We start from the raw sequence: 25,638 nt of genomic DNA, 5'->3' as shown, positions 1-25,638 counted from the left end.
GTTGTGGGACACGCCGAAGCCGCGTCGTCACGGACATGCCGGGCACACCGGACCACCCCGCACAGCACACCGACCGACCATCGAAAGGCGAAGCCGCCGTGGCAGCTGCACAGAACTACCTGGCCATCATCAAGGTCGTGGGCATCGGCGGTGGCGGCGTCAACGCCGTCAACCGGATGATCGAGGTCGGCCTCAAGGGCGTCGAGTTCATCGCGATCAACACCGACGCCCAGGCCCTCCTCATGAGCGACGCCGACGTCAAGCTCGACATCGGGCGCGAGCTCACCCGCGGCCTCGGTGCGGGCGCGAACCCCGACGTCGGGGGGAGGGCTGCCGAGGACCACGCCGACGAGATCGAAGAGGTCATCAAGGGCGCCGACATGGTCTTCGTGACCGCCGGCGAGGGTGGTGGCACGGGCACCGGCGGCGCGCCGGTCGTCGCGCGCATCGCCCGCTCCCTCGGTGCCCTGACCATCGGCGTCGTCACCCGGCCGTTCGCCTTCGAGGGCCGCCGCCGGGCGAACTCCGCCGAGGAGGGGATCGCGGCGCTCCGCGAGGAGGTCGACACCCTCATCGTCATCCCCAACGACCGGCTGCTCTCGATCAGCGACCGGAACGTCTCGGTGCTCGACGCCTTCAAGCAGGCCGACCAGGTGCTGCTCCAGGGCGTCTCCGGCATCACCGACCTGATCACGACCCCCGGGCTGATCAACCTCGACTTCGCGGACGTGAAGTCGGTGATGGCCAACGCCGGCTCGGCGCTGATGGGCATCGGCTCCGCGCGCGGTGAGGACCGCTCGGTCGCGGCGGCGGAGATGGCCGTGTCCAGCCCGCTGCTCGAGGCCTCCATCGACGGCGCGCACGGCGTCCTGCTCTCGATCGCCGGCGGCTCCGACCTCGGCCTCTTCGAGATCAACGAGGCCGCCGCCCTGGTCGCCCAGGCGGTGCACCCGGAGGCCAACATCATCTTCGGCGCCACCATCGACGACGCCCTCGGTGACGAGGTGCGGGTGACCGTCATCGCCGCGGGCTTCGACGGCGGTACGCCGAAGCGCCGCGACGAGGGGACCGTGCTGCGCCGCGAGCCCCGGCCGCAGCAGAGCCAGGAGGAGACCCGCAACGCCGCGCAGGCGTTGGCCTCGGCCAGGGGCGAGGACGCGCCCCGCGAGGAGCCGCGCCGGGAGCCGGTCGGGGCAGCGGCGCGCCCCGCTCCGCAGGGCGGCCAGCACGGCGGGCCGGCGGCCCAGCCCGCCCAGCCGGCCCAGCGGCCCGCGCCCCGGCAGGTCCAGTTCGACGACGACGACCTCGACGTCCCGGACTTCCTGAAGTAAGCCCTTGTACGCCTTCCGCAGCACGCACGGCCCCGCCGGCCAATCGGTCGAGCTCGCCTTCACCGACCGGTACGGCGGGGTCAGTGCCGCGCCCTTCGACGAGCTCAACCTGGCGATCGAGGGCGACGACGCCGAGGAGTCGCGTGCCGAGAACCACCGGCGGGTGCTGGCGGACTTCGCGCCCGACCTCGCGCACCGCAGGTCGCTGGCCGACCTCCGCCAGGTCCACGGCGCCGACGTGGTCGTCGCCGACGGGCCGGTGGACCGGGCGCCGGGGGACGGCATCGTGACCACGCGCACCGACCTCGTCCTCATGGTCCGGGCGGCGGACTGCGTGCCGGTCCTGCTCGCCGGCGGCACCGTCGTCGGCGCGGCGCACGCCGGCCGGGCCGGCGTCGCGGCGGGCGTCGTCCCGGCGGTGGTCGAGCGGATGCGGGAGCTGGGCGCCGCGGAGGTCGTCGCCTGGGTCGGGCCGCACGTCTGCGGCCGCTGCTACGAGGTGCCTCCCGCCATGCAGGCGGAGGTCGCGGAGCGGGAGCCGGCCACGCAGGCCACGACCTCCTGGGGGACACCGTCCCTGGACCTCGGCGCCGGTGTCCGTGCCCAGCTCGACCGTGCCGGTGTGGAGGTGGTCGACGTCGCGCGCTGCACCCTCGAGTCGCCGGACCTCTACTCGCACCGTCGCGACGGCCGGGGCGCCGGGCGCCAGGCCGGTCTCGTGCGGAGAGCCGGATGAGCGCCGTGGCCGACCGACGCCAGGAGCTGGCGGCCGGGCTCGCCGCGGTCCGGGGACGGATCGCCGCGGCCTGCGACGAGGCGGGCCGGCAGCCCGACGAGGTGACGTTGGTCGTCGTCACGAAGTTCTTCCCCGCGTCCGACGTGCGGCTGCTCGCCGACCTCGGGGTCACCGACGTCGGGGAGAACCGGCACCAGGAGGCGGAGGCGAAGGCGGCCGAGTGCAACGACCTCGGGCTGAGGTGGCACTTCATCGGTGGCCTCCAGTCGAACAAGGCGGCGGCGGTCGCGGCGTACTCCTCGGTGGTGCAGTCGGTCGACCGCCCCAAGCTCGTCGGCCCGCTGGCTCGCGGCGCCGGGAACCGGCCGGAGCCGCTCGACGTGCTCCTCCAGGTCAGCCTCGACCCGCCGGGCACGGAGGGACGGGCCGGGGTCGACCCGGCGGAGCTCCCCGCCTTGGCCGACCGGGTGGCGGGGGAGGCCTCCCTGCGGTTGCGCGGCTTGATGGCGGTCGCGCCGCTGGGGGCGGACCCGGCCGAGGCCTTCGGGCGGCTCGACCGGATCCGGGCCGGCCTCGTCGCCGAGCACCCCGCTGCCGGATGGCTCTCGGCCGGCATGTCCGGCGACCTGGAGCACGCCGTCCGGGCCGGTGCGACACACGTGCGCGTCGGGTCCGCGGTCCTCGGTTCGAGGCCCGTGAAGAAGTAGTGTCCACATCAACCCATGAGCGTCCCCAGCGGGCGCTGAGTTCCGAAAGGTCACACCCATGAGCGGCGCGATGCGCAGGATCGGCGAGTACCTCGGCCTGCTCGAGGACACCGGCCGGTACGACGACTACGACGGCGACGACTACCACACGCAGGAGACCGCCCCGGTGGCTGCCCGCGGCGGCGCCACCCGGATGCGCGAGGCGCGTCCTGCGCCGGTCGCCGACCTCGCCGAGCGCCGCCGTCCCGTAGCGGGGGGCGCGGGGGGCGCGGCCGGCGTGGCCGGGCCGGTGGGCGTCGTGGCCGAGCTGAGCCGGATCACGACGCTGCACCCGAGCACCTACAACGAGGCGCGCACCGTGGGCGAGAACTTCCGCGAGGGCACCCCCGTCATCATGAACCTGTCCGAGATGGACGACGCCGACGCCAAGCGTCTCGTCGACTTCGCTGCCGGCCTGGTCTTTGCCACTCGTGGCACGATCGAGCGGGTCACCAACAAGGTGTTCCTGCTCTCGCCGCCGAACGTCTCCGTCGCCGCGGAGGACAAGCAGCGGATCGCCGAGGGCGGATTCTTCAACCAGAGCTGAGGGGCCAGTGGAGGTAGTCGGGTCGATCATCGAGATCGTCCTCTGGGTGTTCATCGCTCTGTTGTGGGTGCGCTTCGTCGTCGACTGGGTGCAGGTCTTCGCCCGCTCGTGGAGCCCCACGGGGCCCCTGCTGGTGGCGCTGGAGCTGGTCTACTCGGCCACGGACCCGCCGATCAAGGCGCTGCGCCGGGTCATCCCGCCGCTGCGCCTCGGGAGCATCGCGCTGGACCTGAGCTTCATCATCGTGATGATCTCCGCCTACGTGCTGCTGCAGGTCAACCGCGCGATCTTCTTCGCCTGACCAGGTCAGGTAGCGGCTCCGCCGAGTCACACCAGTCCCACGGCAAGCGCTATTGTTCGGCGGAGCACGAGTCACACGCACCTGCCACAACCGACACGACAACGAATTGGGTGAGGTCATGCCGCTGACGCCTGAGGACGTGAGCAACAAGCGCTTTACTCCTGTCCGGCTCCGCGAGGGCTACGACATGGGTGAGGTCGACCAGTTCCTCGACGAGGTGGAGGCCGAGCTCGCGCGGCTCACGAAGGAGAACGACGACCTCCGGGCGAAGCTCTCCTCGGCGCAGTCGGGCACCCAGTCGATCGCGACCCCGGAGCCCGCCCCGGCGCCGGTGGTCGAGCAGGCGCCCGAGCCCACGCTCGTTCCCGAGCCGGCCCCGCAGCCGGTCGCGGCCAGCGTCGGTGGACCGGTGGAGACGATCCGCGTCGAGACGGTGCCCCAGGCGTCGAACGCGGCGGCCCGCCTGCTCGAGATCGCCACCCGCAACGCGGACGAGCTCGTCGAGGAGGCCAAGAACGAGGCCGACAAGATCGTCGGCGAGGCGCGGACCAAGGCGGAGCGGCTCGAGTCGGAGTCGAAGACCAAGGCCGACCGGCTCGAGTCCGACGCCCGCCAGCGTGCGCAGATGCTCGACTCCGAGACCGCCGAGCGCCGCCAGCAGATGTTCGGCGAGCTCGAGCGGGAGCGCGACCGCCTCAACACCGAGGTCGAGACGCTCCGCTCCTTCGAGCGCGAGTACCGCTCGCGCCTGAAGACCTACTTCACCCAGCAGCTGGAGGCGCTCGGCAACGCCGAGACCGCGGCACCGGCCGAGGAGCAGCCGGCGCCCAAGCGCCTCCGCTCGATCCTCGGCGAGGACGAGGGCTGACCCGCTCGCCCTGACGACGTACCGGACGGCCGGTCCCCGCGATCACGCGGGGACCGGCCGTCCGGCATCTCCGGCGGTGCCGCTGTCTCGCGCCGGGGCTCACCCAGTTGGTCTCGTCGGCGGGCTCGGCTACCCTCCGGCCAGCGCGGTGGCCCTCCGTCACCGCTCTCGATCGGCCCGAGGAGGCCCCGATGGCACGGAGCACGAAGAAGGCCGCGGAGCCGGCGAAGCCGTCCAGCCTGGCCGTCAAGGAGGGCGAGGAGGACTGGACCGCCGCGGAGGTCGACGAGGTGGTCGCCGAGCTGCACGACCAGCGCGAGCACAGCGCCCGGATCGTCGAGAGCCTCGACACCGAGGTCTCGGGCCTCATGCGCGACTCCGGCGACGGCGCGGGCCAGGACCAGGCCGACGTCGGCTCCTCGTCCTTCGAACGGGACCACGAGCTCACCGTGCTGGGGCTCGAGCGGGACAAGCTGGCGCAGATCGACCGCGCACTCGGCCGGATCGCCGACGGCACCTACGGTCGCTGCGAGTCGTGCGGTGAGCCGATCGGGAAGATGCGGCTGATGGCTTTCCCCCGTGCGACACTCTGCATGACATGCAAGCAGCGCGAGGAACGTCGCTGAGCGACGCCGACGGTCGCCCGCACGACGGGCCGCGACCCCGCAGGGTGCACCTGCGTATCCTGGCCGCGGTGGTCTTCGCGGTGCTCTACGCGACCGACGTGGTCACCAAGGTGCTGGCCGTCGAGCACCTCGCCGACCGGCCGGACGTCGAGGTCGTCGGTGACCTGCTCGTCCTGCACCTCGTGCGCAACCCGGGCGCGGCGTTCAGCACGGGCACCGAGTACACCGTCGTCCTCTCCTGCATCGCCATCGCGGCCGTGGTCGTCGTGCTGTGGCTGCTGCGCCGCGTCGGCAGCCGTGTGTGGGCGGTCGCGCTGGGCCTGCTCCTGGCGGGGGTCGCGGGCAACCTCACCGACCGGCTCCTGCGCGAGCCGGGACCGCTGCGGGGCCATGTCATCGACTTCCTCATGCTGCCGAACTGGCCGGTCTTCAACGTCGCCGACATCTGCATCAACGTCGCGGCGGGGCTGATCCTGGTCCAGGCCTTCCGCGGGGTGCGCGTGGACGGCGGTCGCGAGGGCTCCGAGGACGCGGAGGGCTCCTCGTGACCGAGATCGACCACCGGACGCTCACGGTGCCCGACGGTCTCGCGGGGGAGCGGGTCGACGCCGCCATGGCGCGGATGTTCGGTGTCTCGCGGACCCGCGCCGCCGAGCTCATCGCCTCGGGGCACGTCCAGATGGACGGCGCGGACGTCGGCAAGTCCGACCGCGTGCTCCCGGGCGCCACCCTCGACGTCGCCATCCCCAGCATGGCCGACCCGCTCGAGGTCGTCCCGGAGGTCGTCGAGGGGATCAAGATCATCCACGACGACGACGCGATCGTGGTGATCGACAAGCCGGTCGGCGTCGCGGTGCACCCCTCGCCCGGCTGGTCGGGGCCCACCGTGGTGGGCCACCTCGCCGGCGCGGGCTTCCGGATCGCCACCAGTGGCGCCTCGGAGCGGCAGGGCATCGTGCAGCGGCTCGACGTCGGCACCTCCGGCGTCATGGTGATCGCCAAGTCCGAGCACGCCTACTCGGTGCTGAAGAACGCCTTCCGCGAGCGCACCGTCGACAAGACCTACCACGCCCTCGTGCAGGGCCACCCCGATCCGCTCGAGGGCACCGTCGACGCTCCGATCGGTCGGCACCCGAAGGCGGACTACAAGTTCGCCGTCATGGCCGACGGGCGCGCGAGCGTCACGCACTACCGGACGCTCGAGGCGCACCGGTTCGCCAGCCTCCTCGAGATCCACCTGGAGACCGGCCGCACGCACCAGATCCGGGTGCACATGGCTGCGCTCAAGCACCCCTGCGTCGGCGACCTCACCTACGGCGCCGACCCGACGCTCGCTCGACGGGTGGGGCTGGAGCGGCAGTGGCTGCACGCGGTGCGCCTGGGCTTCGAGCACCCCGAGACGGGCGAGCAGGTCAGCTACGGGTCGACGTACCCGCAGGACCTCGCGGACGCGCTCGAGGTCATCCGTGGCGCCGCCTGAGGCGCTGCTGCGGCCGGCCACCCCCGCCGACCTGGTCGCGGTCGGAGAGGTCTACCTCGCTGCGCGGGCAGCGGCCGTGCCGGCGATGCCGCCGATCGCCCGGACCCCGCAGGAGGTGCGGGACCACTGGCGCGGGCTGGACCTCGCCGACGGCAGCCGCGAGCTGTGGGTCGCGGAGGTCGAGGGCCGGGTGACGGGGTTCGCCGAGGTCAAGGGCGACTGGCTCGACGACCTGTACGTCGCACCCGGCGCCCAGCGCTCCGGGCTCGGGTCCGCGCTCCTCGGCGCCGTCCAGGCGCTGCGCCCCGACGGGTTCTCGCTGTGGGTCTTCGAGTCCAACCGCCCGGCCCGGACCTTCTACGCCCGCCGGGGACTGGTCGAGCTCGAGCGGACCGACGGATCGGCCAACGAGGAGCGCGCGCCCGACATCCGGATGGCCTGGCCGGGGCGGGACGCGCTCGGCTTCCTGCGCAGGCAGGTCGACGAGGTCGACGACGAGCTCGGCGAGCTGCTGGCCCGACGCGCGGCGCTCACCCGCGCGATCCAGCCCCACAAGGCCGACCCGGCGCGCGACCCGGGGCGCGAGCGCGAGGTCGCCGAGCGGCTCGCGCGGCGCGCGCCCGCCCTGGGCGTCGACCGGCTGGTGCCGGTCGTCGACGCCATCGTCACCGCCTCGCTCGACGCGGCTCGGTGACCCTGCCCACAGGCCGGCCGGCACGCGCCCGCGGGACCCGGCGGCGGCGTCGGCACGGGCCCCGACTGTCGGCGCCGAGTGCCAGCATCGGGCTCGGCCGTCGAGTAGCCTGACGTCCTTCCCCCAGGATCGACGCCGGGCTCACCACCCGGTGGCTGATGCTGCCCATCCGCCACGATCTCGAAGGAGCTCCCGCCGCCGATGTCGACCGGCTCCCAGGACTCGTTCGTCCACCTGCACGTCCACACCGAGTACTCCATGCTCGACGGAGCCGCCCGCCTCGGCGCCCTGACCGGACGCGCGGCGGAGCTCGGCATGCCGGCGGTGGCGATGACCGACCACGGCAACGTGTTCGGCGCCTATGAGTTCTACACCAAGGCCAAGGCAGCCGGGGTGAAGCCGATCATCGGCATCGAGGCCTACTTCGCCCCCAACATCAGCCGCTTCGAGCGCAAGGGCGTCAACTTCTACGACGGCGGCCCGGACGACGTCTCGGCGCGTGGTGCGTACACCCACATGACGCTCCTCTCGGAGTCGACCGAGGGCATGCACAACCTGTTCCGGCTCTCCACCGGCGCCTGGCGCGACGGGTTCTTCAAGCAGCCACGCATGGACCGCGAGCTGCTCGCCCAGCACAGCAAGGGGATCATCGGCACCACCGGCTGCCCCTCGGGCGAGGTGCAGGTCCACCTGCGCTACGGGCAGTACGACGCCGCCCGCAAGGTCGCCGGTGAGTTCCAGGACATCCTCGGGCGGGAGAACTACTTCCTCGAGCTGATGGACCACGGTCTCGACATCGAGAACCGGGTGCGCGACGGGCTGCTGCGCCTGGCCAAGGACCTGCAGATCCCGCTCCTGGCCACCAACGACTCCCACTACGTCATGCGGGAGGACGCCAAGTCCCAGGAGCACCTGCTCTGCATCAACTCCGGCTCCACGATGGACATCCCGGCCGGCGACGGGCCGGGCCAGCGGTTCGCGTTCTCCGGTGACGGCTACTACCTGAAGTCCGCCGAGGAGATGCGGGCGCTGTGGGTCGACAAGTACCAGCTGCGCGAGGCGTGCGACAACACGCTGCTGATCGCCGAGCGGTGCGACGTGCAGTTCTCCGAGGCGCCCGGCAAGTTCATGCCGAAGTTCCCCTGCCCACCGGGGGAGAACGAGGACTCGTGGCTGGTCAAGGAGGTCGAGACCGGCCTGTCGCGGCGCTACCCCAACGGCGTGCCGGACCGGGTCCGTGAGCAGGCTGAGTTCGAGCTCGGCGTCATCACCCAGATGGGCTTCCCCGGCTACTTCCTGGTCGTCGCCGACTTCATCGGCTGGGCCAAGGACCACGGGATCCGGGTCGGCCCGGGCCGCGGCTCGGGTGCCGGATCGATGGTCGCCTACGCCCTGCGCATCACCGACCTCGACCCGCTCGAGCACGGGCTGATCTTCGAGCGGTTCCTCAACCCCGACCGCGTCTCGATGCCCGACTTCGACATCGACTTCGACGAGCGCCGGCGCGGCGAGGTCATCAAGTACGTCACCGAGAAGTACGGCGACGACCGGGTGAGCTACATCATCACCTACGGCACGATCAAGGCGAAGCAGGCCGTCAAGGACTCCAGCCGGATCCTGGGCTACCCGTTCGCCATGGGTGACCGGATCACCAAGGCGATGCCGGCGGCGGTGATGGGCAAGGACGTGCCGCTTCAGGAGATCTTCAACCCCGAGCACAAGCGGTACGGCGAGGGCGGCGAGTTCCGGTCGCTCTACGACGGGGACGGCGACGTCAAGAAGGTCGTCGACACCGCCATCGGCATCGAGGGGCTCAAGCGGCAGTGGGGCGTCCACGCCGCGGGCGTGATCATGTCCAGCGAGCCGCTGCTCGACATCATCCCCATGCTCAAGCGCCCCGCGGACGGCGCGATGATCACGCAGTTCGACTACCCCACCTGCGAGGGCCTCGGCCTGATCAAGATGGACTTCCTCGGGCTGCGGAACCTCACCGTGCTCGACGACGCCATCAAGAACATCGAGGCCAACCGGGGCGAGACGGTGGTGCTCGAGGACCTGCCGCTGACCGACGAGGTGACCTACCGCCTGCTCCAGCGGGGCGACACCCTGGGCGTCTTCCAGCTCGACGGCGGGCCGATGCGGGCGCTGCTGCGCTCCATGCGGCCCGACACCTTCGCGGACATCTCGGCCGTCGGCGCGCTCTACCGACCCGGCCCGATGGGCGCGGACTCGCACAACAAGTACGCGCGGCGCAAGACCGGGCGTGAGCCGGTCGAGGCGATCCACCCCGAGCTGGCCGAGCCGCTCGCGGACATCCTGGGCGAGACCTACGGCCTGATCGTCTACCAGGAGCAGGTCATGGCGATCGCGCAGAAGCTCGCCGGTTACTCGTTGGGACAGGCCGACATCCTGCGCCGCGCGATGGGCAAGAAGAAGAAGGAGGAGCTGGACAAGCAGTTCGCCGGCTTCTCGGCGGGCATGCAGGAGCGCGGCTACTCGATGGCCGCGGTCAAGACGCTGTGGGACATCCTGCTGCCCTTCTCCGACTACGCCTTCAACAAGGCGCACTCGGCGGCCTACGGCCTGGTCTCGTACTGGACGGCGTACCTCAAGGCCAACTACCCGGCCGAGTACATGGCCGCCCTGCTCACCTCGGTCAAGGACGACAAGGACAAGTCGGCGATCTACCTCAACGAGTGCCGCCGGATGAAGATCCAGGTGCTCCCGCCCGACGTCAACGAGTCCGCCTCCAACTTCACCCCGGTCGGCCACGACATCCGCTTCGGCCTGACCGCGGTCCGCAACGTCGGCGCCAACGTCGTCGACGGCATCGTCTCGGCGCGGGAGGAGAAGGGTCGCTACGCCGACTTCAACGACTTCATGGAGAAGGTGCCCGCGCACGTCTGCAACAAGCGGGTGATCGAGTCGCTCGTCAAGGCCGGGGCCTTCGACGACATGAAGCACCGCCGGCGCGCGCTGGTGGCGATCCACGAGACGGCCGTCGACCAGTACGTCGACATCAAGCGGAACGAGGCGATCGGCCAGGACTCGCTCTTCGGTGGCCTCGACGAGGGCGCCGGCGGCGGCTTCGGGATCTCGGTGGCCGTGCCGGACCTGGAGGAGTGGGACAAGATGACCCTGCTCAGCCACGAGCGCGACATGCTCGGCCTCTACGTCTCCGACCACCCGCTGCTGGGACTGGAGCACGTGCTGGCCAACGGCACCGACTGCACGATCGGCCAGCTGGTGCTCGACGAGGACCGCCCCGACGGTGCCGTCATCACCGTCAGCGGCCTGGTCACCTCGGTGCAGCGCAAGATCACCAAGCGCGGCGACGCGTGGGCGATGATCACCCTCGAGGACCTCGACGGCGCCATCGACGTGCTGCTGTTCCCGAGCGCCTACCAGCTCGCGAGCACCTACCTCACCGAGGACGCGATCCTCACCGTCAAGGGCCGGCTCTCCCGCAGCAAGGACACCCCCGAGCTGCACGGCCAGGAGGTGACCGTCCCCGACATCTCCGACGGGCCGTCGGGGCCGGTGGTCATCTCGCTACCGTCCACCCGGTGTACTGGTCCCGTGGTGGAACAGCTCAAGGACGTCCTCGGGACACACCCCGGGATGACCGAGGTCCGGCTCCGGCTGCTCACCCGCGAGGCCACCAAGGTCATGCGGCTCGACGACCGGCTGCGGGTGACCCCGAGCCCGGCGCTCTTCGCGGACCTCAAGCAGCTGCTGGGGCCCGGGTGCCTGACCAGCTGACCGGGCCGGTCGACGGCACCTCCACGCGCGGGGCCCGGCCCGAGATCGGCGGCACGGTCGTGGAGGCGCTGGTCGTCGTCGCGATCTTCCTCGCCGCGGGTGCGCTGGCCGGCGTCGTGTGGTTCCAGCTGTGGTCGCCGCCGGAGGGCGTGGTCTCCGACGGCCAGTGGTTCACCGACGAGAACGGGCTGCGCGGAGCGTTCTCCGGCACCGGCCTCTACCTCCTCGTCGCCGTGCTCGCCGGCTTCCTGGTGGGGGCGCTGACGGCCTTCCTCTTCGACCGGTCGGAGCTCGTCACGCTCGCCGCGGTGCTGGTCGGCGCCTCGCTGGCGGGCCTGGTCATGCTGCGGCTCGGTCTCGAGTGGAGCCCGGCCGACCCGGAGGTGCGGGCGCGCACGGCCGAGGACGGAGCGGTGCTGCCCGGTCGGCTGAGCGTCGAGGTCCGGCACGCCTGGGCGGCGTTCCCGGGAGGCGCGCTGGTCGGCATGGCCGTGGTCTTCCTGACGACCACGAAGCGGCCACCGTCCCGCTGAGGCGGGCCGACCGTCAGCGGCTGATCGCCGCCACGACCGCGGACGTCGCGGCGACCAGGTCGCCGGGGGAGAGGCCGAGGTCCAGGCCGCGCCGCCCGCCGGAGACGTAGACCTTCGGGTGCGCGAGCACCGACTCGTCCACCACGGTCGGGTGGGCGCGTCTCTGCCCGACCGGCGAGATGCCGCCGGCGACGTACCCGGTGGCGCGCTCGGCCGCGGCCACGTCGGCCATCACCGCCTTGCCGGCGCCCACGGCGCGCGCCACCGCCTTGAGGTCGAGCTGCCGGTCGACCGGGACGATGCCGACCGCGAGCCACCCACCGCCACCGGGCCCCGCCGACGGGTCGGCCCTCACCATCAGGGTCTTCAGGACGCACGCCGGGTCCAGACCCAGTGACTGACCGAGCGCCTCGGCGGCCTCGAGGCCGTACGACGCGGCCCGCGGGTCGTGGACGTACTCGTGGGTCGTGAATTCCACGCCGGCCGCGGTCAGGGCGACCGTCGCCGGTGTGCCGCCCGCCCGGGACCTCCCCTTCTTCCCCATCAGGCGACGCTCAGTTCGGCGACCAGCGGGTGCGCGCCACGTCGGTCGCCGGCAGCGACGGGATGACGTTCATGGCACGCAGCTCGCTGCGGAGCAGGTCGGTGACCAGGATCAGCCGCTCGGCCGGGTCGTCGACCTCCAGCAGCGACTGGCGGTCGGGCATGGGGAGCGGTGCGCAGGCCGCCAGCGTCCAGGACAGGTACGCCGCGTCGCGGGGCAGCGACCCCTCGTAGGGGTCGGCGCGGACCTCGGCGAGCGCCGCCCGGTACGCCGAGAAGGTCGCGCGGGCCTGCTCGAGCACGACCTCGGGCGCCTCGCCGAGCACCTCGGGCCGCTCGTGCACGTGGCCGACGGGGAACGGCCCGGAGGAGTCGAGGCGCTCGAGGGCGATCCGGTCCAGGCCGACGGCCACGATGTCGAAGGTCCCGTCGGGGTGCGCCTCGACCTCGGTCAGCTGGGCCTTGACCCCGACCCGGTAGAGCGACTGCGCGCCGTGGTCGCCGACCTCGTAGCCCTCGCGGATGCCGACCGACCCGAAGACCCGCTCGGTCGGGTCCTCGACCCGCAGGAGGTGGTGGACCAGGGCGCGGTACCGGTCCTCGAAGACGTGCAGCGGCACGCTGAGGCCGGGGACGAGCACCGCGTTGAGCGGGAACATCGGCAGCGTGTCGGTCACGTCACGACAGTAGGGCACCCCGGTACGCCGTGTGGTCCACGCAGCGTCGGCGGTTCGAGGACGCCCCGGCCGGAACCGTAGGATCGGGGGCATGATCCGCCGCATCGACCTGCGCGGGGCCACCGGTCCCGTCGACTACCGCGACGTCGTGCCCCGGGCCGACTTCGACGTCGAGGCGGCGGTGCCGGCGGTGCATGCGATCTGCGAGGCGGTCCGCACGCGGGGCGTCGAGGCGATCAAGGAGTACGCCCGCGAGTTCGACGGCGTGGAGCTCGACGACCTCCGCGTCCCCCCGGGAGCCACGACGCGGGCGCTCGGGGAGCTCGACCCCTCGATCCGCGCGGCGCTCGAGGAGTCCGTGCGCCGGCTCCGCGCGACCTGCGAGAACGAGCTCGAGCAGGACGCGACCACCGACCTCGGCCCGGGCGCGCGGGTCGTGCACCGGAAGGTTCCCATCCGCCGCGTCGGCCTCTACGTCCCCGGAGGCCTGGCACCGCTGGTCTCCAGCGTGCTGATGAACGTCGTGCCCGCCCAGGTGGCCGGGGTGGAGTCGATCGCGCTCGCCTCGCCGCCGCAGCGCGAGTTCGGGGGCGCGGTGCACCCGACGATCCTGGCGGCGTGCGCGCTGCTCGGCGTCGAGGAGGTCTACGCCGTCGGCGGTGCGCAGGCGATCGCGATGTTCGCCCACGGCACCGGTCCGTGCGAGCGGGTGGACCTGGTCACCGGCCCGGGCAACATCTACACCGTCACGGCCAAGCGGCTGCTCAAGGGCAAGGTCGGCATCGACTCCGAGGCCGGGCCCACGGAGATCGCGATCCTGGCCGACGACACGGCGGACGCGGCCTACGTCGCCGCCGACCTCATCAGCCAGGCCGAGCACGACCCGCTGGCCGGGTCGGTGCTGGTCACCCCCTCGGAGCGGCTGGCCGCCGACGTGGAGGCCGAGCTGGACAAGCAGGTCTCCGCCACCAAGCACACCGACCGGATCCGCACCGCCCTCGACGGCCGCCAGTCGGGGATCGTGCTGGTCGACGACCTGGAGCAGGGCCTGGCCGTCGTGGACGCCTACGCCGCCGAGCACCTCGAGATCCACACCGAGGACGCCGCCGCCTGGGCCGCACGGGTGCGCAACGCCGGCGCGATCTTCGTCGGCCCCCACGCCCCCGTGAGCCTCGGTGACTACTGCGCGGGGTCCAACCACGTGCTGCCGACCGGCGGGTGCGCCTGCCACTCCTCCGGGCTCTCGGTCCGCGCCTTCACCAAGTCGGTGCACGTCGTCGACTACTCGCGCGAGGCGCTCGCCGAGGTCGCCGACCACGTCGTCACGCTCGCCGAGGCCGAGGACCTGCCCGGTCACGGCGCGGCGGTGCGCGTGCGGTTCGCCGACCGATGAGCGGCGGCTTCCCGCCGATCCGGGAGGAGTTGCGTGGCCTCGAGCCGTACGGCGCGCCCCAGCTCGACGTACCGGTCCGGCTCAACACCAACGAGAACCCGTACGGCCCCTCCGAGGCGTGCGTCGCCGACATCGCCGCCTCGGTGGCCGGGGCCGCGCGCGAGCTGCACCGCTACCCCGACCGCGAGCACGTCGCGCTGCGCACAGCCCTGGCGGAGTACCTCTCCCGCGACACCCCGCACGGCGTCGGTGTGGACCAGGTCTGGGCGGCCAACGGCTCCAACGAGGTCATGCTCCAGCTGCTGCAGGCCTTCGGCGGGCCCGGACGCAGCGCGCTGAGCTTCGCGCCGACGTACTCGATGTACCCCGAGTACGCCCGCGACACCTCGACCGCGTGGGTCCAGGGCCGCCGCGAGGACGACTTCTCCCTCGACCTCGACGCCGCGACGGCGCTGGTGCGCGAGCACCGGCCCAGCGTCGTGCTGCTGCCCTCGCCGAACAACCCGACCGGCACGGCGCTGCCGCCGGAGGCGGTCACCGTGCTGTGCGAGGCGGCCGCGTCGTACGAGCCGCAGGGGCTCGTGGTGGTCGACGAGGCGTACGGCGAGTTCCGGCGTGCCGGGGTGCCCAGCGCGCTGGAGCTCCTGCCGGCGCACCGGAACCTCGTGGTCACCCGCACGATGAGCAAGGCCTTCGCGGGCGCCGGCCTGCGGCTGGGCTACCTCGCGGCCGACCCAGCCGTCTGCGACGCGATCCGCGTGGTCCGGCTGCCGTACCACCTCTCCTCCCTGACCCAGGCGGCTGCCCTGGCGGCCCTGCGGCACGCGCCCGAGCTGCTCGGCCGGGTCGACGACCTGCGCGCCGAGCGGGACCGCACGGTCGACTGGCTGCGCGACCGGGGGCTGCGGGTGGCCGACAGCGACGCGAACTTCGTGCTGTTCGGCACCTTCGCCGACCGCCACGGCGTCTGGCAGGGTCTGGTGGACGCCGGCGTGCTCGTCCGGGAGGTGGGCCCGCCGGGATGGTTGCGGGTCTCGATCGGAACAGCCGAGGACATGGCGGCGTTCAAGCAGGCGCTCGTCGGTGTCATGGGACGGGCCGGGGAACGGGTCGAACGGGAAGAGGTCGAGGCATGAGCAGGACAGCACGGATCGAGCGGCAGACCAGCGAGTCGAAGGTGCTGGTCGAGGTCGACCTCGACGGCAGCGGCCGCCACGAGGTGTCCACCGGCATCGGCTTCTACGACCACATGCTCACCGCCTTCGCGCGGCACAGCCTGGTCGACCTGACCGTGCAGTCCGAGGGTGACCACTGGATCGACGCCCACCACACGACCGAGGACACCGCGATCGCGCTCGGCCAGGCGCTGCGCCAGGCACTGGGCGACAAGGTCGGCATCCGCCGGTTCGGCGACGCCACCGTGCCCCTCGACGAGGCGCTGGTCCACGCGGTCGTCGACGTCTCCGGGCGGCCCTACTGCGTCCACACCGGCGAGCCCGAGGGCCAGCAGTACGTCCAGCTCGGCGGCAGCACGCCTGCCTACCTGGGGTCGCTCACCCAGCACGTCTTCGAGTCGATCGCCTTCCACGGCCACTTCGCGCTGCACGTGCGGGTGCTCGCCGGCCGCGAGCCGCACCACATCGTCGAGACGCAGTTCAAGGCCTTCGCGCGCGCGTTCCGCGACGCCGTCGCGCTCGACCCGCGCGAGACCGGCATCCCGTCGACCAAGGGGGCGCTCTGACCAGCGAGCCGACGCCCCGGTCGTCCGGCGAGGGCCCGACCGTCGCCGTCCTCGACTACGGGTCGGGGAACCTCCGCTCCGTGGTGCGCGCCGTCGAGCGGGCCGGTGCGGACGTCGAGCTGACCTCCGACTTCGCCACCTGCCTGGCCGCCGACGGGCTCCTCGTCCCCGGGGTGGGCGCGTTCGCGGCCTGCATGGCGGGGCTGCGGGCGGTCAAGGGCGACCGGCTCATCGGCCGCCGGCTGGCCGGTGGCCGTCCGGTGCTCGGCATCTGCGTCGGCATGCAGGTCCTCTTCGGCCGCGGCGTCGAGCACGGCGTGGAGGCCGACGGGTGCGACGAGTGGCCGGGGGTCGTGGAGAAGCTCCAGGCGCCCGTGGTGCCGCACATGGGCTGGAACACCGTCGAGGTGCCCGAGGGCTCGACCCTCTTCGCCGGCATCGAGGACGAGCGGTTCTACTTCGTCCACTCCTACGGCGTGCGCGACTGGCGGCTGGTCACCAACGACCGGACCCGCGCGCCCCTGGTCACCTGGGCACGGACCGGCGCGGCCGAGGAGGGTGGCGACCGGTTCGTGGCCGCCGTCGAGAACGGCCCGCTGACCGCCACCCAGTTCCATCCCGAGAAGTCCGGTGACGCGGGAGCGGCGCTGCTGCGCAACTGGGTCGACTCGCTGCGCCGTGCCCCCCGCCCGACGTCCCCGAAGGAAGCCCGATGACCCACCTCCAGCTGCTGCCCGCCGTCGACATCACCGAGGGCCGCGCCGTCCAGCTCACCCAGGGCGTCGCCGGCTCCGAGCGGGCCTACGGCGACCCGGTCGCCGCGGCCCGCCGGTGGCAAGACGCGGGTGCGGAGTGGCTCCACCTCGTCGACCTCGACGCGGCGTTCGGCCGCGGCTCCAACCGCGAGCTCCAGGCGGAGATCGTCGGCGCCCTCGACATCGACGTCGAGATGAGCGGTGGCATCCGCGACGACGAGTCGCTCGAGGCGGCGCTGGCGACCGGCTGCCGGCGGGTCAACATCGGCACCGCCGCGCTCGAGCAGCCGGAGTGGTGCGCGCGGGTGATCGCCGAGCACGGCGACCGCGTCGCGATCGGCCTCGACGTCCGCGGGCGCACGCTCGCGGCTCGCGGCTGGACGCAGGAGGGCGGCGACCTCTACGAGACCCTCGCGCGCCTGGACGTCGAGGGGTGCGCGCGGTACGTCGTCACCGACGTCAACAAGGACGGCATGCTGCAGGGGCCGAACCTGCAGCTGCTGCGCGACGTGTGCGCGGCCACCGACCGGCCGGTCGTGGCCTCGGGCGGGGTGACCACCCTCGACGACATCCGGGCCCTGATGGACCTGGTGCCCGAGGGCGTCGAGGGCGCGATCGCGGGGACCGCGCTCTACGAGGGCCGGTTCACCCTCGAGGACGCCCTGGCCCTGACCAAGGGCGCGGCCAGGGGCCCAGCGTGACGCTGGCCGTCCGGGTCATCCCGTGCCTCGACGTCGACGCCGGCCGGGTGGTCAAGGGCGTCAACTTCGAGAACCTCCGCGACGCCGGTGACCCCGTCGAGCTCGCCAAGCTCTACGACGCCGAGGGCGCCGACGAGCTCACCTTCCTCGACATCTCCGCCTCCCACGAGGGGCGGTCGACCACGATGGAGATCGTCTCCTCCACCGCCGAGCAGGTCTTCATCCCGTTGACCGTCGGGGGCGGCGTGGGCTCGGTCGAGGACGTCGACCGGCTGCTGCGCGCGGGGGCCGACAAGGTGGCCGTCAACACCGCCGCCATCCGCCGCCCGCAGCTGCTCGCCGAGGTGGCCCACCGCTTCGGCAACCAGGTGCTGGTGCTCTCCGTCGACGCCCGCCGTGCCGCCGGCACCCCGTCCGGCTTCGAGGTGACCACGCACGGTGGCCGGACCTCGGCCGGCCTCGACGCCGTCGAGTGGGCGGCGCAGGCCGCGGAGCTCGGGGCAGGGGAGATCCTGCTCAACGCCATGGACGCCGACGGCACCCAGGACGGCTTCGACCTCGAGCTGATCCGCGCGGTACGCCGGGAGGTCGCGGTGCCCGTGATCGCCTCCGGTGGTGCGGGGCGGGTCGAGCACTTCCCGCCCGCGGTCGACGCCGGAGCCGACGCGGTCCTCGCCGCCACGGTCTTCCACTTCGGCACCCTCCGGGTGGGCGAGGTCAAGCAGGCGCTCGCCGGGGCCGGCCACCCGGTCCGGTGATCGTCACGGCGCTCCACGTGGCGCCGGTCCGGCACGCCCCGATGGTCGCGGTCGACCGGATCGACGTCGAGGCCGGCCGCGGGGTCGTCGGTGACCGCTGGTTCGGCACCCGCCATCGGCACGTCTCCCTGCAGTCCGACGAGGACCTCGCCGCAGCGGCCGCGGAGCTCGGGCGCGCCGTGCCGCCCGAGGCCACGCGCCGTACCGTCACGGTGGACGAGGGGGCGGTGCCGACCGCGCCCGGCGTCCGGTTGCGGGTCGGCGACGTGCTGCTCGAGGTGGTGCGGGTCGCGGCGCCCTGCCGGGTCATGGAGACCTCGATGGGCCCGGGCGGCGCCGCCGCGCTCCGGCGGCGGGGCGGCTCCATCCTGCGTGCGCTCTCCTCGGGCCCCGTGCGGCTGGGCGACCCCGTCGACCCGGTCGACCCGGTCGACCCGGTCGACCCGGGTCCGGACCTGCGGCGGTCTTGAGGAGAGTCGCGGCCGGTCTTGAGCCGCGTCGGGCAGAATGGGCGTCGGACTTGCTCCTGGGGAGGGGCAACACACAGGGCCGCCGGCAGTGCCGGCGGCCCTGAGTGATTTCGGGGGTCGTCGTGGTCGCCGGGGCGGGTCACCGTCCGGCGGAGGCCGGAGGCTCGGTGAGCACCCGCAGGGCCAGGTCGGTGGTGGCCGGCACGCCGAGGTGGCCGACCACGCGGGCCACGCGGTCCGCGTCGAGCGGGAGCAGGCCGGGCGAGCCGGGCACGTCGGGGGAGAGGCCGAGGTCGAGGTCGGTCCGGCCGGCCATCATCGAGACGTTGAACTCGTAGCGTTCCCGGGCCTCGGGCGCCGCCAGCCGGGACAGGACCCGCCGCCCGATCCGGGCGACGCCCGCCTCCTCGCACCAGGAGTCCAGGGCGGCCACGAGGTTCGCCCCGCCACAGTGGTCGATGTCGGCCCAGACCGCGGCCATGGAGCCCAGGTGCTCCAGCAGCAGCGGCGCCGTGCGCTCACCGATGCCGGGCACGCCCGGCAGGTTGTCGCTCGGGTCGCCGCGCAGCGCGGCGAAGGCCAGGTAGTTCTCCGCGGCGACGCCGTACATGGTGCGCAGCCGCCGGGGGTCGAGGAGCGGCGAGGCCTCGACGCCGCCGTCGATGAGGCGCAGCACGCGGGTGTGGTCGCTGATGTGGGCGAAGGAGTCCCGGTCGGAGGTCACCAGCACGCAGTCCCAGTCCGAGCGGACCGCCCAGGCCGCCGCCGAGGCGTTGACGTCGTCGGCCTCGAGGCCCGGCGGGGTGAGGCTGTGCAGGCCGAGCGCGTCGATCAGGGCGCCGGCCCGCTCCAGCTGCTCCACCAGCGCGGCGTCCTTCGGGGCACGGCCGGCCTTGTACGCCGGGTAGCGCTCCTCGCGGACCGACCGGCGCCGGTCGTCGAGCCCGAAGACCACCGCGTCCGGGGCGAACCGGTCGACCACCTCGAGGATCTGCCGGAGCATCCCGTGCAGCGCCCACGCGGGCCGCCCGCCCCGGTCGCGGAGCTCCGTGCCGAGCCGGGCGTGGTGGTTGCGGTGGAGCAGCGACGGCGCGTCGACCGCCAGGAGCAGGCGTCTCTCGCTCGCCGTGGACGACATGCCCCGAGCCTAGGCACCGGCCCGGCCGGCGCGGGTGGCGGGGAAGCCACCTGGACGGCACGGGAATATCGTGGCGCGGCGGCGGGGTTTGAGCCCCGGAGCGAGGGAAGCAGGAGCGGGTGACGGACGAGCAGGATCAGGGCCGCGGGTCGACGACCGCCGGTTTCGGCGTGCTGTGGGTGGCGATCAAGCGGGAGCCGGTGGTCTTCACCCTCTCGACGCTGGGCAGCGTGCTGTTCGGCGCGCTCACCGTGGCCGACGCGTGGGTCCTCGGCTGGGCGACCGACAACGTCGTGCTGCCGGCCTTCGAGGAGGGCGAGGTCGGCGGCGACATGCTGCTGGCGGTGCTCGCGCTCTTCCTCGGCGTCGCGCTGCTGCGCGCGGTGGGCATCGTGGCGCGTCGCCTCGGTGCCGGGGTCATGCAGTACCGCATGCAGGCGCACACGCGCCGGGCGGTGACCCGGCAGTACCTCACCCTCCCGATGGAGTGGCACCAGCGGCACCCGACCGGCCAGCTGCTCTCCAACGCCAACGCCGACGTCGAGGCCGCCTGGGGCCCGATCGCGCCGCTTCCGATGGCGGTGGGGACGGTGGCGATGATGGTCATCGCCGTCATCCAGATGCTCCTGGCCGACCTCGTCCTGGCGATGGTCGGGCTGCTGATCTTCCCGGCCGTCATCGTCGTCAACATCGCCTACCAGCGCCTCGCCCAGGGCTGGATGACCCGCGCCCAGCAGCTGCGCGCCGAGGTCAGCGAGATCGCCCACGAGTCGTTCGACGGGGCGATGGTGGTCAAGACGCTCGGTCGCGAGTCGGAGGAGACCGAGCGGTTCGCGGCCCGGGCCCACGAGCTGCGCGACGTGGCCATCCGCGCCGGCCGGATCCGCGCAGCGTTCGACCCGGCGCTGGCGGCACTGCCGAACCTCGGCGTGCTCGTGGTGCTCGCCGTGGGCGTCTCGCGCGTCCTCAGCGGCGCCACCGATGCCGGCGACGTGGTGACGGTGGCCTACCTCCTGACCATCGTCTCGTTCCCGATCCGCTCCATCGGCTGGTTGCTCGGCGAGTTCCCCCGCAGCGTGGTCGGCTACCGCCGGGTGCGCCGGGTCCTCGACGCCACCGGCGAGATGCCGTACGGCGACCGGACGGTCGGCGCGGCGGGTGGGGCGCCCCGCGGCGCGGCGCTCTCGGTCGAGCGGGTCGCGTACTCCTACGCACCCGGCCAGCGGCTGTTGCGTGACGTGACCTTCGACGTGGCGCCCGGCCGCACGGTCGCCCTCGTCGGCGCCACCGCCTCCGGCAAGAGCACGCTCACCGCGCTGCTGAGCCGCCTGGTCGACCCGGACGAGGGGCGGATCCTCCTCGACGGCACCGACCTGCGCGACCTCGCCCGCGGCCAGCTGGCCGAGGCGGTCGCCGTGGTCGCCCAGACGCCGTTCCTCTTCGACGACACCGTCCGCGGCAACGTCACCCTGGGCGCCGACGTCGCCGACGAGGTGGTGTGGGCAGCGCTCCGGGCGGCACAGGCCGACGGCTTCGTCGCAGCCCTCGACCACGGGCTCGACAGCCGGCTCGGGGAGCGGGGGACCTCGCTCTCCGGCGGCCAGCGGCAGCGGATCTCGTTGGCCCGGGCCCTGGTGCGCCGGCCCCGGCTGCTGGTGCTCGACGACGCCACGTCGGCGGTCGACCCCGAGGTGGAGGCGCGGATCCTCGCCGCCCTCCGCGACGAGAGCGGCGACGGACCGACGCTCGTGGTGGTCGCCTACCGCAAGGCCACGATCGCGCTCGCCGACGAGGTGGTCCACCTGTCCGGTGGCCGGGTGGCCGACCGGGGCACGCACCAGGAGCTGCTCGCCCGGAGCCCCGCCTACGCCCGGCTCGTCAACGCCTACGAGCAGGAGCACGACGGGGACCCGACGGTCGGCGACACCAGCGCCGAGACGAGCGGCGAGGACAGCGAGGTGCGCACGTGAGCACGGTCCTCGACACCGGCGAGCAGATCGGCGCCCTCCGCACGCTGCGCCGGGGCGTGCACTTCTCCCCGGAGCTCAAGGAGGGCATCTGGGGCACCCTGCTCCTCGCCGTCCTCGCTTCGCTCGGGCAGGTGGTGGTGCCCATCGCGGTCCAGCAGACCCTCGACCGGGGCGTCAACGCCCCCGGCGGGCCCGACGTCTCGTTCACCGTGTGGACCGGCGTGGCCGCGGCGGTCGCCGTCGTGGTCACCAGCTGGGCGTCGTACGCCATGACCGGGCGCCTCTTCGCCACCGCCGAGCGGGGGCTGGCCACCTTGCGGATCAAGGCGTTCCGCCACGTCCACGACCTGCCCCTGCTCACCCAGAACACCGAGCGGCGCGGCGCCCTGGTGAGCCGGGTGACGAGCGACGTGGACCAGGTCAGCCAGTTCCTCGTCTTCGGCGGCCTGCTCTTCGTCGTCTCCGTCGGCCAGGTCCTGGTCGCCACCGTGGTGATGGTGGTCTACAGCTGGCAGCTGGCCCTGGTGGTGTGGCTCTGCTTCGCGCCCCTCTTCCTCTCCCTGCGCTACTTCCAGCGCAAGCTCTCCGACGCCTACGGGACGGTCCGCCGGCAGGTGGGCGCCATGCTCTCGGCCGTCTCCGAGCCCGTCGTCGGTGCGGCGGTGGTCCGCTCCTATGCCGTGGAGCACCGCACCCAGCAGCGGATCGACGAGGCGATCGACGCCCACCGCGTCGCCAGCACCCGCGCGCAGGGCTTCACCGCCGTCTCCTTCTCGCTCGGTGGCGTCTCCGCCGGCCTCGCCAACGCCGGCGTGCTCATCGTCGGCATCTGGCTGGGTCAGGGCCGGCTGTGGTCCGGGGACATCACCGCCGGGCAGGTCCTCGCGTTCGCCTTCCTGGTCACCCTCTTCGTCGGCCCGGTGCAGATGGGCACCCAGATTCTCACCGACGCCCAGAACGCCATCGCCGGCTGGCGCCGGGTGATCGGCATCCTCGAGACGCCTGCCGACTTCGTCGACCCCGGCGAGCAGGGCGCGACCCTGCCGCGCGGCCCCATCGACGTGCGCTTCGAGCACGTCGGGTTCGCCTACCCGAGCGGCCCTCCCGTCCTGCAGGACATCGACCTCGCGATCGCCGCCGGCACCCGCGTGGCCGTGGTCGGCGAGACCGGCTCGGGCAAGTCGACCATCGCCAAGCTGCTGACCCGGCTGATGGACCCCGCCGAGGGCCGGGTGCTGCTCGACGGGGTCGACGTCCGCGAGATCGCGGCCTCCTCCCTGCGGCGCAGCGTGGTCCTGGTGCCCCAGGAGGGCTTCCTCTTCGACGACACGCTGGCCGCGAACGTGCGGTACGGCCGCCTGGAGGCCACCGACGAGGAGATCCGCGCGAGTGCCGAGGAGCTCGGGCTCGGCGACTGGCTGGCGGGCCTCCCGCGCGGCCTCGAGACGCCGGTCGGCCAGCGCGGCGAGTCGCTGTCGGCGGGGGAGCGGCAGCTGGTCGCGCTGCTCCGCGCGCACCTCGCCGACCCCGACCTGCTGGTCCTGGACGAGGCGACGAGCGCCGTCGACCCGGCCCTGGAGATGCGCATCGGCCGCGCCCTGGAGCGCCTGATGCGCGGTCGCACGTCCGTGACCATCGCGCACCGGCTCTCCACCGCCGAGAACGCCGACGAGGTCATCGTGGTCGACCGCGGGCGGGTGGTCCAGCGCGGTCCGCACGCCGAGCTGGTCGGCCAGGCCGGGAGCGTCTACGCCGGTCTCCACGCCTCCTGGATCGCCCAGCAAGCCCGGTGACCGTCGAGGTGGCACACCTGCACGGTCGAGGTGGGAGTCCGGCACGGTCGGCAGGCGGGATACTGGACCGGTGAGCTCCCTCGATCCCGCCATCGCCGCCCGCCTCAAGCGCACCGCCGACGGGCTGGTGCCCGCGGTGGTGCAGCAGCACGACACCGGCGAGGTGCTGATGCTCGGCTGGATGGACGACGAGGCCCTGCAGCGCACGCTCACCTCGGGGCGCGCGACGTACTGGAGCCGGTCCCGCCAGGAGTACTGGGTGAAGGGCGAGACGTCCGGCCACGTCCAGTGGGTCAAGGAGGTCCGCCTGGACTGCGACGGCGACACGCTCCTGCTGAAGGTCGACCAGGAGGGCGTCGCCTGCCACACCGGCGACCGGACCTGCTTCGACGCCGACCTCCTCCTGGCCCAGGCCCCTCGTGCCTGACCAGTCCCGCGGCCGTCGCGCCTTCGGACCGGTGGTGCTCGCCGGCCTGGCGGGCGGCACCCTCGCCGCTGTCGGCGGCACCCGGCCGTGGGCGGTCGCGCAGGGCGGCGACCACGCTGTGGCGGCCAGCTACGCCCTGACCGACGCCGGGGAGATGCCGTCCGCCACCGCCGCGGCGCTGGTGGTGCTCGCCTGCTGGGGCGTCGTGCTCGTCAGCCGCGGCCGGGTACGCCGGGCGGTCGCCGTGCTCGGCGCCGTCGCCGCGGCCGGCGTGGTAGCGGCGGTGGTGATCGGGTGGTCCACCACCGCCGAGGCCGTGCGGGGATCCGACCTGGCCCTGGCCGGCGCGGCCGGGGTCGGCCACACCGGCTGGTTCTGGGCCTCGGCCGCCGGTGCGGTCCTCGCGCTCGTGGCGGGCGTCTCCGCCGTGCTGCTGGTGCCGCAGTGGCCCGAGATGGGCAGCCGCTACGACGGCCCCGCGGCGGGCCGGGCGCCGGTCGAGCCCGGCGAGGCGAGCAACCTCGAGCTGTGGCGAGCCATGGACGACGGGCACGACCCGACCGCGTGACCGACCGGCTGACGCCCTAGGATCGGCACCAGCACGAACGACCGGCACCAGCACCACCCGAGGAGCACTGCATGTCCGCTGACAACCACGGCAACACTCCCGCGGCCTGGAGCGCCGTCGTGGTGGCCCTCATCGGCTTCGTGGTGGGGGGCATCGGGCTCATGTTCAGCCCGGTCAACTGGATCCTCTTCTGGGTGGGCGTCGGCCTCGCCATCGGGTCGCTGGTCCTCTTCGTCGTCATGGACAAGCTCGGCCTGCACGGCTGAGGCTTCCATGGCCCGCCGTCAGCGGCTGCTCGCGCCGGCGGCGGTCCTGGCCGGCGGCGTCCTCGCCACGGTGGCGCTGCGCCTGCGCGACCCGCACGAGCCCGGCGCCTGGGGGCTCTGCCCCACGGCCGCGCTGGGCCTGGCCTGCCCGGGGTGCGGGGCGCTCCGCGCGGTCAACGACCTCACCCACGGGCAGCTGGCCGAGGCGGCCTCGAGCAACCTGCTGCTCGTGCTCGCCCTCCCCTTCGCGGCGCTCGCCCTCGTGGTCTGGACGGTCGACCGGTGGCGGGGCACCCGCCGCGACACCTCGGCGCTGCTCGTCGGCCCCGCCGGCTACGCGGCGCTCGCGCTGGTGGTCGGGTTCACCCTCGTGCGCAACCTGCCCGCCGGCGCTTGGTTGGCGCCCTGACCCCGGCGCGGGGCCAGGGCGCATGGCTCAGAAGCCGGCCGCGGAGCTGCTGGCCACACCCAGCACGGCGACGACGATCCACAGCAGCAGGCCGAGCACCGACAGGGCGGTGCCGATGATGCCGCAGATGTAGCCGGCCTTCACGGTCCCGGCGTTGGAGTACTCGTGCGGCCGGGCGTCGATCTCCGCGGTGGCCGACCGGCCCATGGCGATGGCCGGGATGCCGGTGAAGAGGCCGCAGCAGACGATGCTGAGGATGCCCAGGATGAGGATCGTGGTGCCGCGGGGGTGCTCGCGCATCCCGCCCTGGCTCGGGCCGTTGCCGTACGGCGTGCCACCGCCGCCGTAGGAACCGGGCGGCGGGGGCGGCGGGTCGGGGTAGCTCATGGCAGGCAGGCTCCTGTC

General features: G+C 73.3%; 29 protein-coding genes. 25 read left to right on the top strand and 4 right to left on the bottom strand.

What is annotated here, in order from left to right; genetic code table 11:
* The first annotated feature begins 98 nt into the window (after nt 1-98).
* The 12 genes from ftsZ (at nt 99) to ACSMHG_RS01280 (ending at nt 11,624) form a co-directional block, all read left to right on the top strand.
* Nucleotides 99-1,331 carry a cell division protein FtsZ gene (gene ftsZ, locus ACSMHG_RS01335; protein WP_435741534.1) on the top strand — a complete coding sequence of 411 codons (1,233 nt, stop codon included), beginning with the start codon at nt 99-101 and terminating at the stop codon, nt 1,329-1,331.
* A 4-nt stretch (nt 1,332-1,335) separates the two neighbouring features.
* Nucleotides 1,336-2,067 carry a purine nucleoside phosphorylase YfiH/LACC1 family protein gene (locus ACSMHG_RS01330; protein ID WP_435741533.1) on the top strand — a complete coding sequence of 244 codons (732 nt, stop codon included), beginning with the start codon at nt 1,336-1,338 and terminating at the stop codon, nt 2,065-2,067.
* A complete protein-coding gene (locus tag ACSMHG_RS01325) occupies nt 2,064-2,774 on the top strand; it encodes a YggS family pyridoxal phosphate-dependent enzyme (protein ID WP_435741532.1) in 711 nt (236 codons plus the stop codon). The genes ACSMHG_RS01330 and ACSMHG_RS01325 overlap by 4 nt, the downstream gene beginning before the upstream one ends.
* 58 nt (nt 2,775-2,832) lie before the next feature.
* Complete coding sequence (locus tag ACSMHG_RS01320) at nt 2,833-3,360, top strand: cell division protein SepF (protein WP_435741531.1); 528 nt, start codon at nt 2,833-2,835, stop codon at nt 3,358-3,360.
* A gap of 7 nt (nt 3,361-3,367) precedes the next feature.
* On the top strand, nt 3,368-3,661 hold the full coding sequence (locus tag ACSMHG_RS01315) for a YggT family protein (protein ID WP_435741530.1): 294 nt from the start codon (nt 3,368-3,370) through the stop codon (nt 3,659-3,661).
* Between the two features lie 118 nt (nt 3,662-3,779).
* A complete protein-coding gene (locus tag ACSMHG_RS01310) occupies nt 3,780-4,529 on the top strand; it encodes a DivIVA domain-containing protein (RefSeq protein WP_435741529.1) in 750 nt (249 codons plus the stop codon).
* 191 nt (nt 4,530-4,720) lie between these two features.
* A complete protein-coding gene (locus ACSMHG_RS01305; RefSeq protein ID WP_435741528.1) occupies nt 4,721-5,155 on the top strand; it encodes a TraR/DksA family transcriptional regulator in 435 nt (144 codons plus the stop codon).
* A gap of 44 nt (nt 5,156-5,199) precedes the next feature.
* The gene (gene lspA, locus ACSMHG_RS01300) at nt 5,200-5,703 is read left to right on the top strand and encodes a signal peptidase II (protein ID WP_435741527.1); all 504 of its coding nucleotides are present in this window, start codon (nt 5,200-5,202) and stop codon (nt 5,701-5,703) included.
* The gene (locus ACSMHG_RS01295) at nt 5,700-6,635 is read left to right on the top strand and encodes an RluA family pseudouridine synthase (RefSeq protein WP_435741525.1); all 936 of its coding nucleotides are present in this window, start codon (nt 5,700-5,702) and stop codon (nt 6,633-6,635) included. The genes lspA and ACSMHG_RS01295 overlap by 4 nt, the downstream gene beginning before the upstream one ends.
* Complete coding sequence (locus tag ACSMHG_RS01290) at nt 6,622-7,329, top strand: GNAT family N-acetyltransferase (RefSeq protein ID WP_435741524.1); 708 nt, start codon at nt 6,622-6,624, stop codon at nt 7,327-7,329. Before ACSMHG_RS01295 ends, ACSMHG_RS01290 begins: the two co-directional genes overlap by 14 nt.
* Before the next feature lie 201 nt (nt 7,330-7,530).
* Nucleotides 7,531-11,091: a DNA polymerase III subunit alpha gene (gene dnaE / locus ACSMHG_RS01285; RefSeq protein ID WP_435741523.1), complete on the top strand. Its 3,561-nt coding sequence runs from the start codon at nt 7,531-7,533 to the stop codon at nt 11,089-11,091.
* Nucleotides 11,076-11,624 carry a hypothetical protein gene (locus tag ACSMHG_RS01280; protein WP_435741522.1) on the top strand — a complete coding sequence of 183 codons (549 nt, stop codon included), beginning with the start codon at nt 11,076-11,078 and terminating at the stop codon, nt 11,622-11,624. Before dnaE ends, ACSMHG_RS01280 begins: the two co-directional genes overlap by 16 nt.
* Nucleotides 11,625-11,637: 13 nt before the next feature.
* Here ACSMHG_RS01280 and ybaK read toward each other — a convergent pair whose 3' ends face one another.
* Nucleotides 11,638-12,168, bottom strand: a complete 531-nt coding sequence (gene ybaK, locus ACSMHG_RS01275; protein ID WP_435741521.1) for a Cys-tRNA(Pro) deacylase — start codon at nt 12,166-12,168, stop codon at nt 11,638-11,640.
* 10 nt (nt 12,169-12,178) lie between these two features.
* The gene (locus tag ACSMHG_RS01270; protein WP_435741520.1) at nt 12,179-12,844 is read right to left on the bottom strand and encodes an LON peptidase substrate-binding domain-containing protein; all 666 of its coding nucleotides are present in this window, start codon (nt 12,842-12,844) and stop codon (nt 12,179-12,181) included.
* 91 nt (nt 12,845-12,935) lie between these two features.
* Between ACSMHG_RS01270 and hisD the strand changes: the two genes are divergently transcribed.
* The 7 genes from hisD to ACSMHG_RS01235 are packed head-to-tail and all read left to right on the top strand — an operon-like array spanning nt 12,936 to nt 18,662.
* Complete coding sequence (gene hisD, locus ACSMHG_RS01265; protein ID WP_435741519.1) at nt 12,936-14,237, top strand: histidinol dehydrogenase; 1,302 nt, start codon at nt 12,936-12,938, stop codon at nt 14,235-14,237.
* Nucleotides 14,234-15,373, top strand: coding sequence for a histidinol-phosphate transaminase (locus ACSMHG_RS01260; RefSeq protein WP_435741518.1), 1,140 nt, complete (start codon nt 14,234-14,236; stop codon nt 15,371-15,373). Before hisD ends, ACSMHG_RS01260 begins: the two co-directional genes overlap by 4 nt.
* Complete coding sequence (gene hisB / locus ACSMHG_RS01255) at nt 15,370-15,978, top strand: imidazoleglycerol-phosphate dehydratase HisB (protein ID WP_435741517.1); 609 nt, start codon at nt 15,370-15,372, stop codon at nt 15,976-15,978. The genes ACSMHG_RS01260 and hisB overlap by 4 nt, the downstream gene beginning before the upstream one ends.
* Nucleotides 15,975-16,694: an imidazole glycerol phosphate synthase subunit HisH gene (hisH, locus tag ACSMHG_RS01250; protein ID WP_435741542.1), complete on the top strand. Its 720-nt coding sequence runs from the start codon at nt 15,975-15,977 to the stop codon at nt 16,692-16,694. The genes hisB and hisH overlap by 4 nt, the downstream gene beginning before the upstream one ends.
* Nucleotides 16,691-17,434, top strand: a complete 744-nt coding sequence (priA, locus tag ACSMHG_RS01245) for a bifunctional 1-(5-phosphoribosyl)-5-((5-phosphoribosylamino)methylideneamino)imidazole-4-carboxamide isomerase/phosphoribosylanthranilate isomerase PriA (RefSeq protein ID WP_435741516.1) — start codon at nt 16,691-16,693, stop codon at nt 17,432-17,434. The genes hisH and priA overlap by 4 nt, the downstream gene beginning before the upstream one ends.
* Entirely contained in the window at nt 17,431-18,192 is a 762-nt protein-coding gene (gene hisF, locus ACSMHG_RS01240) for an imidazole glycerol phosphate synthase subunit HisF (protein ID WP_435741515.1), read from the top strand. Before priA ends, hisF begins: the two co-directional genes overlap by 4 nt.
* A complete protein-coding gene (locus ACSMHG_RS01235; protein ID WP_435741514.1) occupies nt 18,189-18,662 on the top strand; it encodes an MOSC domain-containing protein in 474 nt (157 codons plus the stop codon). The genes hisF and ACSMHG_RS01235 overlap by 4 nt, the downstream gene beginning before the upstream one ends.
* Nucleotides 18,663-18,801: 139 nt before the next feature.
* Here ACSMHG_RS01235 and ACSMHG_RS01230 read toward each other — a convergent pair whose 3' ends face one another.
* Nucleotides 18,802-19,800, bottom strand: a complete 999-nt coding sequence (locus ACSMHG_RS01230; RefSeq protein WP_435741513.1) for a 5'-3' exonuclease — start codon at nt 19,798-19,800, stop codon at nt 18,802-18,804.
* A gap of 119 nt (nt 19,801-19,919) precedes the next feature.
* On the opposite strand from ACSMHG_RS01230, the gene ACSMHG_RS01225 reads away from it, so the two are divergent.
* From ACSMHG_RS01225 to ACSMHG_RS01200, 6 genes are all read left to right on the top strand, one after another.
* Nucleotides 19,920-21,770, top strand: coding sequence for an ABC transporter ATP-binding protein (locus tag ACSMHG_RS01225; RefSeq protein WP_435741512.1), 1,851 nt, complete (start codon nt 19,920-19,922; stop codon nt 21,768-21,770).
* Entirely contained in the window at nt 21,767-23,563 is a 1,797-nt protein-coding gene (locus ACSMHG_RS01220; RefSeq protein ID WP_435741511.1) for an ABC transporter ATP-binding protein, read from the top strand. The genes ACSMHG_RS01225 and ACSMHG_RS01220 overlap by 4 nt, the downstream gene beginning before the upstream one ends.
* A gap of 70 nt (nt 23,564-23,633) precedes the next feature.
* Nucleotides 23,634-23,990: a phosphoribosyl-AMP cyclohydrolase gene (gene hisI, locus ACSMHG_RS01215; RefSeq protein WP_435741510.1), complete on the top strand. Its 357-nt coding sequence runs from the start codon at nt 23,634-23,636 to the stop codon at nt 23,988-23,990.
* Nucleotides 23,983-24,558 (top strand): Trp biosynthesis-associated membrane protein, encoded by a 576-nt coding sequence (locus ACSMHG_RS01210; RefSeq protein ID WP_435741509.1) that lies wholly within the window; start codon nt 23,983-23,985, stop codon nt 24,556-24,558. Before hisI ends, ACSMHG_RS01210 begins: the two co-directional genes overlap by 8 nt.
* A 71-nt stretch (nt 24,559-24,629) precedes the next feature.
* The gene (locus tag ACSMHG_RS01205; RefSeq protein ID WP_435741508.1) at nt 24,630-24,824 is read left to right on the top strand and encodes an HGxxPAAW family protein; all 195 of its coding nucleotides are present in this window, start codon (nt 24,630-24,632) and stop codon (nt 24,822-24,824) included.
* Between the two features lie 7 nt (nt 24,825-24,831).
* A complete protein-coding gene (locus ACSMHG_RS01200) occupies nt 24,832-25,233 on the top strand; it encodes a DUF2752 domain-containing protein (protein ID WP_435741507.1) in 402 nt (133 codons plus the stop codon).
* A gap of 27 nt (nt 25,234-25,260) precedes the next feature.
* On the opposite strand, the gene ACSMHG_RS01195 is transcribed toward ACSMHG_RS01200, so the two are convergent.
* Nucleotides 25,261-25,620 carry a DUF4190 domain-containing protein gene (locus ACSMHG_RS01195; protein ID WP_435741506.1) on the bottom strand — a complete coding sequence of 120 codons (360 nt, stop codon included), beginning with the start codon at nt 25,618-25,620 and terminating at the stop codon, nt 25,261-25,263.
* Nucleotides 25,621-25,638: the final 18 nt, after the last annotated feature.

This window comes from Nocardioides ureilyticus (assembly GCF_051280745.1).
Lineage (GTDB): Bacteria > Actinomycetota > Actinomycetes > Propionibacteriales > Nocardioidaceae > Nocardioides.
The sequence above is the reverse complement of the archived record's forward strand: the minus strand, read 5'-3'. Positions and strand labels throughout refer to the sequence as shown.